The sequence below is a fragment of the Candidatus Bathyarchaeota archaeon genome (assembly GCA_026014735.1).
GTDB lineage: Archaea > Thermoproteota > Bathyarchaeia > Bathyarchaeales > Bathycorpusculaceae > Bathycorpusculum.
In genome coordinates this window covers 1048198-1060987 of the sequence record JAOZHT010000001.1, presented here as the reverse complement: position 1 = coordinate 1060987, position 12790 = coordinate 1048198, and the positions used below count along the sequence as shown (strand labels likewise).

General features: G+C 51.3%; 8 protein-coding genes. 1 reads left to right on the top strand and 7 read right to left on the bottom strand.

What is annotated here, in order from left to right:
* Positions 1-21 precede the first annotated feature (21 nt).
* On the bottom strand, positions 22-2238 hold the full coding sequence (locus NWE93_05455; GenBank protein MCW3999665.1) for an elongation factor EF-2: 2217 nt from the start codon (positions 2236-2238) through the stop codon (positions 22-24).
* A 637-nt stretch (positions 2239-2875) separates the two neighbouring features.
* On the opposite strand from NWE93_05455, the gene NWE93_05450 reads away from it, so the two are divergent.
* Positions 2876-5659, top strand: coding sequence for a cation-transporting P-type ATPase (locus NWE93_05450; protein ID MCW3999664.1), 2784 nt, complete (start codon positions 2876-2878; stop codon positions 5657-5659).
* A gap of 170 nt (positions 5660-5829) precedes the next feature.
* Here the strand turns inward: NWE93_05450 and NWE93_05445 are convergent, their stop codons facing one another.
* From NWE93_05445 to NWE93_05420, 6 genes are all read right to left on the bottom strand, one after another.
* On the bottom strand, positions 5830-6090 hold the full coding sequence (locus NWE93_05445; GenBank protein MCW3999663.1) for a hypothetical protein: 261 nt from the start codon (positions 6088-6090) through the stop codon (positions 5830-5832).
* A 97-nt stretch (positions 6091-6187) separates the two neighbouring features.
* Complete coding sequence (locus tag NWE93_05440; GenBank protein MCW3999662.1) at positions 6188-6844, bottom strand: HAD family phosphatase; 657 nt, start codon at positions 6842-6844, stop codon at positions 6188-6190.
* A gap of 8 nt (positions 6845-6852) precedes the next feature.
* Positions 6853-7659, bottom strand: a complete 807-nt coding sequence (gene proC / locus NWE93_05435; protein ID MCW3999661.1) for a pyrroline-5-carboxylate reductase — start codon at positions 7657-7659, stop codon at positions 6853-6855.
* Between the two features lie 152 nt (positions 7660-7811).
* On the bottom strand, positions 7812-8159 hold the full coding sequence (locus tag NWE93_05430) for a hypothetical protein (GenBank protein ID MCW3999660.1): 348 nt from the start codon (positions 8157-8159) through the stop codon (positions 7812-7814).
* Positions 8160-8384: 225 nt separating this feature from the next.
* Positions 8385-9596, bottom strand: coding sequence for a tRNA (guanine(10)-N(2))-dimethyltransferase (locus NWE93_05425; protein ID MCW3999659.1), 1212 nt, complete (start codon positions 9594-9596; stop codon positions 8385-8387).
* 167 nt (positions 9597-9763) lie between these two features.
* Positions 9764-12772, bottom strand: coding sequence for a glycosyltransferase family 39 protein (locus NWE93_05420; protein ID MCW3999658.1), 3009 nt, complete (start codon positions 12770-12772; stop codon positions 9764-9766).
* Positions 12773-12790 lie beyond the last annotated feature (18 nt).

The window sequence follows — 12790 nt, the reverse complement described above, 5'->3', positions numbered from 1 at the left end:
CTAGTGGGGAGAAGAGTAGGTTTACTCGTTCTCGAAATATTCTTCTGGCTTTGGCGGAATCGGCGATAGGCCTCTGCGTTCGCGGATCTTCTTAACGGTGTCGGCTTGCATCTGCTCTGGAACGTATGCCCACCTGCTAAACTGGGTAGCCCAGAAGGCGCGTCCCTGTGTGCTGCTGCGCAATTCATCGGCGATACCGAAGCTTTCAGACACCGGCATTTCTGCTTTAACGGTGATCATGTCTTCTTCACTGGGCATATCGATGATTTTGCCGCGGCGTTTGTTAAGCAAGGTGATGACGCTGCTGACGAATTCGCTGGGGACTTTGCATTCAAAACTCATGATGGGTTCAAGCAGCTTGGGGTCAGATAGGAGTATGGCGCAGTAGATGGGTCTCCAAGTCATGGGGATGGCTTGTGCGGGGCCGCGGTGGACTGGGTCCTCGTGGAGGGTGATATCTTCCAAGTTGATTTTCAGACCATACGCAGGCTCTTTCGCCAGTGGACTGGTGTGGACTGCTTCGCGGAACCCAGTTTTTATGTGGTCGAGGATTTCTTCCACGTACTGGCGTCCTTTGATGCGGTTGACAAGGATGTTGTTTTCCTCAACAGCCACAGCGCCCTTTGCTTCGTCTGCGTCCCAGCCGAGCGCACGCAGAGTCTTGGTGCGTTCATCTCTGCTTTGCATATCAGTGATTTTCTCGGATTTGATGGCTTCAATGATTTCGTCAGATAGTTTCTCGATGGTTATCCAGAGCTTGTTGTGTTTGTTGGGGCTTTTACCCATGATAGCTGGGCCCTTGTAATCGTGGCTGATGGTTTCTCTGAAGATAACGATGGGTTTGCTGAGTTTGACTTTAAGGCCTGCTTCTTGCATGCGGTAAGCGGTGATTTCAAGGTGGAGTTCGCCCATGCCTGAGAGGAGGAATTCACCTGATTCCTTGTTCATGGTAAAGTGCAGGTTGGGGTCTTCGGTTGTGAGTTTATGCATGACTTTGTCGAAGAGCGGTAGGTCTTTGACATCCTCTGGTTCAACAGCTACGGTGACGACGGGGTCAGAAACATATTGTAAGCCTTCAAAGCTGTGGATTTCTACGCCTGCTTCACCGACGGTTTCGCCCACGTGCAAAGCTGGTAGCCCTGAGATGGCGCCGATGTTGCCTGCTGGAACACGGTCGATGAAAACGCGGTCAGTTGCCATACTCATGAATACCTGCTGAATAGTGCCTTTCTGTCCGGCGCTGACCAACTGGACTTCTTTGCCTTTGGTGATTGCGCCGCTAAAGATTCTGCCGATGGCAACGGTGCCGCTGTGAGGATCCACTTCGATGGTGGAGATGCACATGAGCAGAGGGGCGTTGGGGTCAACTTTTGCCATGCCGACGCCGACTGCGCTTTCTGGGTCGCCTGGCCAAATCTGAGGCTGCCTGTAAGGTTGAGCTATCAGCGGGTTAGGAAGATGCTGGCAGAACATGTCAAGGATAGGCTCGGGCAGGGGCGCTTTTTTGCTGAGTTCATCGACTTTTCGGCCGACGTCAGTTGGGTCGCCGCTGTAGGCGTCGATGATGTCTTGGAAGCTGACCTTCTTAATTTTCATGTGGTCAAGGTTAAGTCCCCATTTGTGTAGGGCTGAGCCGAAGGCAACGCGGCTGTCCTCGATTCTGACTTGCCAGTCCTTCTTGTGCTCTGGAGGGGCATACTTCTCGATTAGGGTGTTGACTCGGAGAAGAATCTTTGCGAATTTCTTCTGGATTTCCTGGGGGGTAAGCTTGATTTCTTTGATTAAGCGGTCAACTTTGTTAATGAATAAGAGGGGTTTAACGCGTTCACGTAGCGCCTGCATCAGCACAGTTTCGGTCTGGGTCATGGGTCCCTCCACCGCGTCCACGACGACGAGCGCGCCGTCGACTGCCCTGAGGCTGCGGGTGACCGCGCCTGAGAAGTCGATGTGTCCGGGGGTGTCGATGAGGTTAATGAGGTAATCTTGGTTGTTGTAGGTGTGGACGAGGCTGACGTTTGAGGCGAAAACGGTCATTTGCCTCTTCTGCTCAAGATCCCAGCTGTCCAAGAAAAGCTTCTGCCCAGCGGTCTGGGTGCTAATGATGCCTGCGTGGGCAAGGAGGCTGTCAGATAAGGTAGTTTTGCCGTGGTCCACGTGGGCGATGATGCTGGTGTTGCGGATGATCGTGGGATTATTCATCAGTTTTACGATTTCGTCTGTTTGTCTATATCGCGCCATAACTATGCATTCTCCGTTTTACATGAAATTTTACTTTGAAATGCTTGTCTATTAGTTATTTTAAGCATTATTTTGTCTCTCATGAAATTGGTAAGACTACATGGAAATCTAGTTTGTAGCCTATTAACTTTATGGCATTAATCTCCGAAACAACGGGAGATGGAACATATACGTAAATCTCATATCGGTGTCTGTGCAGTATCCAGAATTGCCCTGACGCTTTGCGGGTGTCTAGCCGTGGAAGCGGTTGGCTGGACTTTGCAAGTTAGTGAAGTCTGCTTCGCAAAAACGGATAAATGGTCTCAATTTTCATTTAAACAAAAAAACGGAAGCAAAATAAAGGGGAGAATCTAGTGCACAATATAGCGATTGCAAACAATTCGGTCTTGAAGCAGGCGTTTTCGCGGCTAAAAGAGGCGTCGGTTCCGATTAGTTTAAATGCCACATTAATCAATAAGGCAAAAACAACCTGCAATAACAGCACTATATCTAAATGCTGAGGATACAAATGCGGCATCAAACGGTTTCACGACAAAATCAGTATGCGTTGGTCCATAACTCCACCGCTTCATTCGTCCATTTCCCCACTCGAGTTAACGATAACTCAGTGGTCTTCTAGGTTTCGGCGGTTATATACTTGGAAAAAGCTGCATCTATGCCGATTGAGGGAGTTTTCGACGACCTAAAAACGTCGCCTGAAGGTTTAAGCAGCCAAGAAGCTAGACTGCGCCTCAAAAAGTACGGCTACAACAAACTCACCGAGCGCCGCCAGCTTCCCTATCTCACCAAATTTATCAAGCACCTCCGCGACCTCTTCGGTATTCTGCTGATATTCGCTGCGATCCTGTCTTTCCTAAGTGACAGCCCCTCGTTGGGCGTCATCATTTTAGCCGTGGTTTTCGTTAACATAATCATCAGCATGTTCCAAGAGTCACGCGCTGAAAAAGCAATGGAGACACTCAAAAGCTGGATGCCTGAGTACGCCAAGGTTATGCGGGATGGTGAACTCAAAAAGATTTCAGTCAGAGAAATTGTGCCCGGTGACATCATTCAGCTTGAAGAAGGCGACCGCGTACCAGCCGATGCACGCTTAATCGAAGCCTTTGACCTGTGGACAAACAATGTACCCCTAACAGGTGAATCCGAGCCTCAGCCTCGATCGCCCGAAACGGTCAAAACCGTCGAGAAAGCCTACCTCTACGCGCCCAACCTAGTCTTCATGAGCACCAGCGTCGCGAAGGGACAGGGCAAAGCAGTCGCCTACGCAACGGGGATGGCGACACAATTCGGCAGAATCGCAAGCTTAACCCAAACCATACAGCAAGAAGACAGCCCCTTACAGAAAGAAATCGCATCGATGGCAAAATTCGACTTCATCGTCGCAGTCATCGTGGGCATCGCGTTCTTCATTGCAAGCTATCTGTTCCTAAAGGTGCCTCCAGGAACCAGTTTCCTTTTCATGATCGGCGTCATGGTTGCCTGCGTCCCCGAGGGCTTACAGGTCACCGTTTCCAGCGCCTTAGCCATTAACGTGCTCAAGATGGTTAAACAGAATGTGCTGGTCAAACGCCTCTCGGCAGTGCAGACATTGGGCAGCGTCACTGTGATCTGCACCGACAAAACCGGCACCATAACCAAAGGCGAAATGACCGTTAACAAACTCTGGGTTAAAAACCGAGTTATCGAAGTTTCAGGCCTAGGCTACATGCCAGTAGGCGACTTCACTATAAACGGGGAACCGCTGCAGGCCGGTGAAACTAAATCTCTAGATAAACTCCTTGAAATTGCCGCTCTCTGCAACAGCTCAAAAGTCTGCGCCCCCACTGACCGAAATCATAACTGGAGCGTCATCGGCGACCCAACTGACGGCGCCTTGCTTGTTGCCGCCTTAAAGTATGGGCAAAACATCGACGAACTCACCAACGAAAAGCCCACGGTTGACATTTGGCCGTTTAGTTTCGAGCGGAAACGCATGAGCACCATTCATGCCCTCAACGGTGACGTGTTGGTTTTCACAAAGGGCGCACCAAGAGTCCTGCTGGAACTGAGCAATCGGGTTTTGGTAGATGGAAAAGAAGAGGTAATGACGCAGGAAACCATAGATGAGATAGAAGCCAAAATCAACGAGTTCGCAGCAGAGGGCTTGCGGGTCATCGCCATGGCTTACAAACGCATGCCCAAAGAAGCCTACCATAAAGGTGTAGACGTCGAGAAAGAACTGGTCTTTGTTGGAATAGCCGCGATGCGTGACCCGCCTAGAATAGAAGTCAAGGATGCCGTGCTTAAGGCAAAGCGGGCAGGCATAAAAACGGTTATCATCACAGGCGACTATGGTCCCACAGCGGAGGTCATCGCCCAGGAAGTAGGTATCGTCCAGAAAGGCGAATGCAAAGTAATCACAGGCGTCAACTTGGAAGAATTGAACGACCAAGCCATAGCTGACGAGGTTAAAAAGGGAAACGTGATTTTCGCCCGGGTTTCGCCCGAGCAGAAACTTCGCATTGTCAAGCTACTTAAGAAAAGCGCCGAAATTGTAGCGGTAACCGGTGACGGTGCCAACGATGCTCCTTCGCTTAAGGAAGCCGACATAGGCGTCGCCATGGGCGCGTCAGGCACTGATGTTGCTCGGGAAGCCGCAGATATTGTTCTGCTCAATGACAGTTTTGCATCCATCGTTAAAGCCGTCGAGTCAGGCAGAGCCATCTACGAGAACATCCGCAAATTCATCGTTTACGTCTTCTCCCATAACATGGCAGAGCTCATCCCATACGTTATATTCGCAGTTTTATCTACAAGCGTTTTCGCGATTCCGCTACCGTTACTGGTGGTGCAAATCCTCGTCATTGACCTCGCCATAGACGTCATCCCCAGCTTAGCGTTGAGCCGTGAGCCGCCTGAAGCAGGCATCATGGAGGAGCCGCCAAGAAGCGTCAAAGAACGACTCTTCACAGGCAAAGTTTTCGCGCGTTCGCTCTACATCGGTTCCATCATCGCCGTAGGAGCCCTCTATGGCTGCTTGAGCACATGGATGATGGGCGGCTGGCAGTTTGGTATGCCGCTGGCAGCAAACGACCCCCTCTACATACATGGTGTCACCATGACGTTTGCGGGCATAGTTGTTGCGCAGGCAGGGAACGTTTTAGCGTGCCGAACCAGCAAGCAATCCATCTTCAGGGCCAGCCTCGCCAAGAATAAATGGATAATATGGGGCATAATCGCGCAACTCTCCATACTAGCCGTGTTAGTCTACGTGCCGCTGCTGCAGGGTGTATTCGGCACTACGGGACTGAACTTGATGGATTGGCTCTATCTGCTCTTGCTGCCGTTGGCTGTGGTCTTCGCCGAGGAAATACGTAAGCTGGTGGTGCGTAAATTCTTCACCAAGACGGCAACTGCAACAGCCAAGTCCGGCGAGAACTAAACCCCGAGAATAGGGGGTAACCTTCCTTTATTGATCATTAAGAACTGGCGAGATTTGTTTCAACAGCAGAAAACTTTGAAGGCAATTATAGGTTAACAGGTGCAGCGTGCACCCAAAAAATTCGGAAGAGAGAGGGGGGTAAAGGGAATCTGTGGATGCACGCTACATGGTCATTGGCTTCTCAGGTGCTGATGGAAGAGTATTCCAAGCGTTTTTCGGCTTCGATTGTAGTTTGTCTGCGCCTTAAAAGAGGGCAGAAGCTTCTGTGTTGCGCGACTGGTGATGAAGACTGAGCCGCCGCTTTGCAGATGCATTTTTACTTTGCTGAAATCAACGTTTTCGGCTTCATGGACCTCTACGTTTTGGCTGCTGTCATTGTCGAGTAGCAGTACCTGATATATAGGAGCGGTTTTTTTGTTTGACTCTGTCAAAACGTGGTCTTCCTTTCAGTGTTTGAGAGCATTCTATACTGTATTTAAAATATGTTTAAAGCTATGTGACTGCGCGTGCACTACAACAAGCAACAGTTCATCTAAGCACGAAATCGAGAATATGGGGGTCCAGCAGGTTTTTAACGACTAAATCAGGATTTGCGGAGGCAAGTTCCTCGCCGCCGTAGACGCCGGTTGTAACCGCCACACAGTTCATCCCAGCGGATTTGGCTGCTTTAACCCCGAAAATCGAGTCCTCAAAGACCACACAGGCACTCGGATCCGCCTTTAACTGCTCGGCGGTTCGGAGGAAAATCTCGGGGTCAGGCTTAGAGCGGCTAACTGCCTCAACCGTTAAAACCGCATCGAAGCAGTCCGCTAAACCCTTAACCTCAAGCAGATGCATGATGACTTTGCGGTTATTCATCGACGCCAACCCCACCTTCACTTTGCCCTGAAGCGCCGCCAGCAGCTCCCGTGTGCCCTCAAACAGCGCAACCTCGTCGGCTAGCTGAATCTGGATTTGGCTTTTGCGTTCAACAAGCTGCTTAACCACTTTCTCATCTACCCGCCTGTTAGCTGCTTCAAGAATGGCGCGGAAAGTCTCCGCTGCACCAATGCCGATTCTGCGTTCGATGTACTGTGTGGGGACGGTTAGGCTGATTTCTTTGAGTGCCCGCTGGAAGGAAACCACGATTGCAGGTCTTGTATCTGCTAAGGTGCCGTCCCAATCAAAAATTGCCGCGTTAAACATGGCTGGGCCTATGTGAGGTTGAGTTTTTCTCGGATGGTTTGGCTTTTTTTGGTGGCTTCTTCGATGGCTCGTATCATGGCGGGTCGGATTTGGCTCTGCTCGATCTGATAGATGGCTTCGATGGTTGTTCCGCCGGGGGTGGTGGTCATGTCTTTTATTTTTGCGGGGTCAAGCTGCATGTCGGTGACGAGTTTGCCTGTGCCCATCACGGTTTGTGCTGCGCAGTTTTGGGCGATGTTACGGGGCAAGCCCACTTTCAACCCTGCGTATGTGAGGGCTTCGATGATGATGCTCATGTAGCCTGGTCCGCTTCCGCTGACCGCTGTGATGGCATCCATGTATTTCTCGTCAACCTCATCGCAACTCCCCATCATGCCCAGCAATGTGCGGACTTTTTCTTTGTCGGCTGAGGTGACGTTTTCGGTGCAGCAGAACGCCGTGTAGGAAGCCTGAACCATCGCGCAGAGGTTAGGCATTATCCGCACGATTTTTGCGTCGGAAGCATGCTTTCTAAGGAAACTCAGGGGCACCGTGGCTGCGACGGATATGACTAGTTTGCCCTTGATTTCGCCTTCGATTTCCTTTAGCACCTTAGCTACGTCAGCGGGTTTAACGATAACGAAAACTATGTCGGCGTGTGCGGCGGCAAACAGGTTATCTGTGGAAACGCCTATACCCAGCGCTTCGAGTTCCTTGAGCTTCTCAACAGCGATGTCGACGGCTGTGATTTTGCCGCCGTAGCCGCCTTTATGGAGGCTCTTGATTATGGCGCTGCCCATCATGCCTGCGCCGATAACTGCGATTCTGTCATTCATGACTATTCACTACTTAACTGTTAGAAACAGCGGTTTCGCCTTTAAACTTTTGTTGCAGCAAGACTGCGCATGTATGAGCTTCGGATTAAAAGCGCGCCGAGGAAAACTGCTACTAAGCCCCCAATTATGAAAAAGTACAAGACAGGTTCATACTAGCCTACGCTGGATTGCCGGTAGAACTGTTTTACTAAGTTAGCGGAGCCGAGTGCAGTAGCAATAAATCCGCCAGTCATTAACCCGTTGCCTATACGGGCGGAGGTATCTTTTCTCGCCATCCCTTCTCTGACGGTTCTGCTGAAGTAGCTTAGACTGCCCAGCACCAGCATGGATAAGCCCATGATGGTAATTAGGGCTCCAGTGGCAATTAGGAAAATCATGTCATTGAAGCCAGATGAAAAGATGCTTACCTGTAAGCCCTCAGATTCCAAATAGCTGATCTGCTGATAGTATAAGCTGTTGAGGGCTAAAGCTATGAAAATTCCCACAACGAACAAAGCCACACCTACGCCTAACGTAAAGCAATTGACAAATTAGACTCGGGCTTACCTTTCTCAGCGTCAGCGCCTTGGCTTTGGGGTAGCTGCGATTTCACAGCGGCACCGCATCTACCACAGAGCCTGTCATCCAACGCTATTTGTACGAAATAGTTAAGGCAATGCATCTTCTCAATAGCGCATATCTAATTGAGGTATCTTAAGAATTTATGCTCAAAACCCAAGTACTGCTTATTGAGCGGCGAGTTTCCGAAGAATCTTGTGTAAGTGTAATGCTGGGGCGTCGGTTTTTATGCCCCTTGGGTTGAAGTGGGTAAGCACAGCTTGAAAACCTGACTGCTGCAGGGCAGAGAGGAAGGTTTGGTTTGCGGGGGCGGGCAAATCGAGTTTTCCACTGAGTTTATCGATGACGTAGTAGGTTGGGGGCATTGTGGCTTCGGCTTTGATTAGCGTGAGGAGCTTGGCGATTTTTGCGTGGTTCCTAAATGCGGCAGTTTGGTTTTCCAGCTGCATTTGCTCCACGAAGGCTTCATCCGCGATTTTCCCCGTCCAAAGCGGCCCTGCCCAATCCATGCGCGACCCGCATTCATGGCACGTGGGGCAGCCGAAGAGGCTGTGGGCGATTTCGCGGTGCATACAGCTAAAGCAGTTAAGGATGTAGCCGACGCTTTTGAGGCTCTCATCCGCGCGTTTGGCACCGTAGCCTATTTGGGCGTAGACGCGGATGTAGTGGTCGCTGCTGTGACTGAACAGAATCTGGATGCCGACATCCTGCTTTGCCGCAGCCGCCGCCATGCTACCCGCTAAAAGCCGAACCGCCAACTCATGGCAGTACTCGGTGCGCAATGGCTTGCCACCATACTTGCGCAGGCAGGCTTTTGCGTGGACGCCACAGAGGGGCGCGAGATCCGTCGCCGTCGCCGCCAGCAACCCCTTGTTTTTGAGGGCGCGAAACGCCGACTCCAAATACGGCGCGGGGGTGCCGAAGGGGTCGATGTCGATTGCATCGAAGCGTTTCTTGGGCGAGGCATGGTGGATGAGTGTGCGGTTGGCGTCGCTGTGCTTGAGCGTTATTTTTTCTTGAAGCTGGTTTAATTCTATGTTGTGCTGGGCAACTTCAACGGCTTTGCTACTGATGTCGCCGATAAGCACCTCTGCACCGTCGACTTCTGCGGCATAGCGGATGCCGCGGATGCCTTGGCTGGCGAGTGGCTCACAGATGGTTACGTCGTGGCCGATCATGTGGCGGTAGGCTCTGAGCGCCAGCACGGAGAGGTCGCGGTTGAACTCCATGACGGGGTTATAGAAGACGGGGGCTTTGGAGGGCGCGTAGTCGCTGGGGGTTACGCCGTAGGCTTTAAGGTCAGGCACCAGCACTTGCACTTTGCCTTCCCTGATGACTTCGGATGGAAAATCCGCGCTGTAAGCGTTCTCTGCTGTCATATTCTGCCCCGCGATGCTATCAAACTATTTTATCGCCATATTAGATTTCTGGTTGGGTAATCGGGTTTATTTGGTAAAGCATAGCTTTCTTAATCAAGTTGGCGGGTACAGGGTTGAGGGTGAATGCCGCCTCAGACAAGATACCTCAATAGCAAATCCGACTGATTCTAACCCAGAAAAGTCAGCACCATTACCCTGCGTGGGTTAGCGCCAAAGGTGGCTTGCGTTGAAATCTCGCTGAAATTGCCTGAAGCATAGATTTGCACAAAAATTTCCTGAAGATTTAGTGTAGTATTATAGTATGGAGTGGTTCCTCCGTTTTCGTAGGCGAAGAGGTACTTAACATGGTTTTGTTTGCAGAGGCCGATGAGTTCGGTTATGTTGAACTGCGGCGTATAGGTATCGACGGGCTGCGCGGGGTATTGGCTGACACGGATTTGGTCGTTGCCGTTTTTGGCAAGGTAGAAGCGTATCATGTCTTGGCTGAAGAAGTTGAAGGGGCAGAGCACCAGGATGGACTGGTTATTCTGCATTTGGTTCATAGCGTAGATTGTAGCGGGCTCCAACTTGATTTGGATATCAAAATAGGATTCCACCGAGTAAGTTTCATAGATGCTGTAGGCTACTCCACCGGCAACCAAAACCGCCAAGCCAGCCGCCGCCACCTTACGCAACCGCTTACGCTCCAAGCGCGCGCTTGTTTTCCAGCCGCCGATTTTGCCCAACAGGAACATAATGAAAGCGGAGGCTGCGATTGCTAAGGCGGGAAACAGCGGCAGCACATAACGCCACTCCTTGTTTGTGATTAACGTGAAGAAGAGGTAGATGCAGGCAAACCAGATGAGGACGAATTTGTCGGCACTTCGGCGGCGCAGCAATAGAAAAACCAGCCCAGCCAACCCCAGCCCATATAGGACGATGGAGATGGGGTGGAAGCTCTCGTAGGGCCATGCCACATCTATGAGGTAGAATATGGGCGCGGGGAAGCGGCTGCTATACGCCAGTTTCTCGGGGTTACCCACCTGCAGGGCATAGAGCCACTGGCTAAAAAGCGCCGACGCATACACTTGATAAGCCGCAGCAGCCCAAGGCACCACAACCACCACCGCTGAAGCTATCAGCAACGCAAACCGCAAAAAAGCCCGCTTAAGCTGTCCCCTCGCAAGAAACAGCAAACTCACCGCCATAACCACCAGCGCCACAACCATCTGGTACTTAGCCAAAACGCCCAGTCCAACCGCTACTCCAGCAAAGAAAACGTAGCGGTCCTTTTTGGTCTGCAGCCACTGGTAGAAGAGAAACAGGGAGAGCAGGATAAAGAAGAGCAGCATGGTTTCCAGCAGCGCCATCCGCGACAGCCAAAAGTAGCCGGGCATAACTGCCAGCAGCACCGCGGCGAGCAGGGCGGTTTTGGAATCAAACATTTTTTGGGTAAGTTCAAAGACCAGCCAGAGCGCAAGAACCCCGAACAGCACCGAGAGCAGCCTTGCCGAGAAGAGGCTTATGCCTAAGGCGCTAAAGGAGAGGGCGGTTAGGCAATCGAAGAGGGGCGGGTAGAAGGCGGTGTCGATGAAGCTGCTGTAGTTTCCGGATTGCAGAAAAAGGGCGCCGTTGAGGTGGACAACTTCGTCCCATTCTAAGGGGTAATGCTGGGTGCAGAGCAGCAGAACAGCGCCGTAGACTAGGGCGAAGAGCAGGAATGCCACTCGCCACTTGGTTAAGGCAGCTTTCAGCCGAGAAACTCCAGAGGGGTTACTTGTTTGGGTAATCATGGTCTCAGCGGGGCAGGTAGTGTTTACCATTCCCACGGCTTGGGATATAAAACCTTTCAACATAAAAGCAAACCCTAAAGCTCTCTGCCTAAAAGCAAAAAGCAGCCCAGCCAGCACCAAACCAAAACCCAGCAGCTGAACCGCCATAAGGGGGCTTTGGCTATTCAGGGGGGCAGGTGTTGAGAATGCGTAGCCGTAGTCGACGTTGGGTTCCACGCGGTACTGCAAATAGTCGCGTTGGGATACCATGTTTGTTGAATTTATGCTTGAAAGTAAAGCGGCTGCAAGCAGAAGCACAGCGGCTACTCCAACAAAAGCCATCGGCAGCCGACGCTTAGGAAGCATAGGTTTAGCTGAAGAAAGAAGAGTTGATCCCTTTACCGCCAGAGAAGCAGCCAGCAACACAAAGAAGGGCAAAGCTTGGTATTCATACTTGACTGCGCCGATATAGGGAATATTTAGGTTCAAAACGGCGCCTAAATAGGTGTTAACACCCAAAACAGCAAGCACCGCCAGCACACACGCTAAATCAGCCGGAGATGATTTAGACAAATCCCGTCGAAACCAAAACCCAACTACCAAAGAAAACGCCGCCGCAGCCAACACATACAAGCCTAAGCCGTAGTTCACCATAAAGTTGGCGGCAAAAAACGGCGAGGTAACCACACCCGTGGCGGCAGGGACTGTGTTTGAGAAGTCGTTGTGGACAAAAACTGAAAGCAGCGAACGCCCCAAAACCCCCTGATACCAAAGCAGCGCAAACGCAAGGGTAGGCAGCGCGAACGCCGCTAACTTGGCAGAGGCCCGTTTTGCATCCCGGGGTTTTGAGTGAAGATAGAATATTAGCAGGGGGATCAGCGCGAATACTGCATAAAACTTTGTCATGAAGCCCGCGCCAAAAAGAAGCCCCGCTGCCAAAGCAAGTTTAAGGCTGTCTCTACGAATAGCCAAAACGCCCACGTAGAGGCTGAGCAGACTAAAGAAGAGGCACTGAGCGTCTATTAGAAAGATGCGGGTCAATGCAAGGTGCCAGGGGTTTAAGCTCAGAAGCGCCGCGGCAAAGACCCCCGTGGATCTACTGAAGAGTTCTCTGCCCAGAAAGTAGATTACAGCAACGCAAGCCAGCCCGAAAAAAGTAACCGCCCCTACACCCACAGTCATCGAGGTCCCCAATGCCCTAAACAGCAGCCCTTCAAGGTAGTAACCCAGTGGCGGCTCGTCGATGACTGCGCCGAAGCCCTCAACGTAGGGTACGCCCATCTTTACCACGTTGGAGGCGGCTTCGAACTCAAGTTGGGTATCCCAAGTTTGGTAGGGCCCCATCGAAAAGGCAACCAGCGCAGCTCCCAACAAAATCAGCGAAAGCGGCGCGTAATCAATTAAGCCTCTTTTGAAGCAAACCACACCTAGCAACCAACCCTC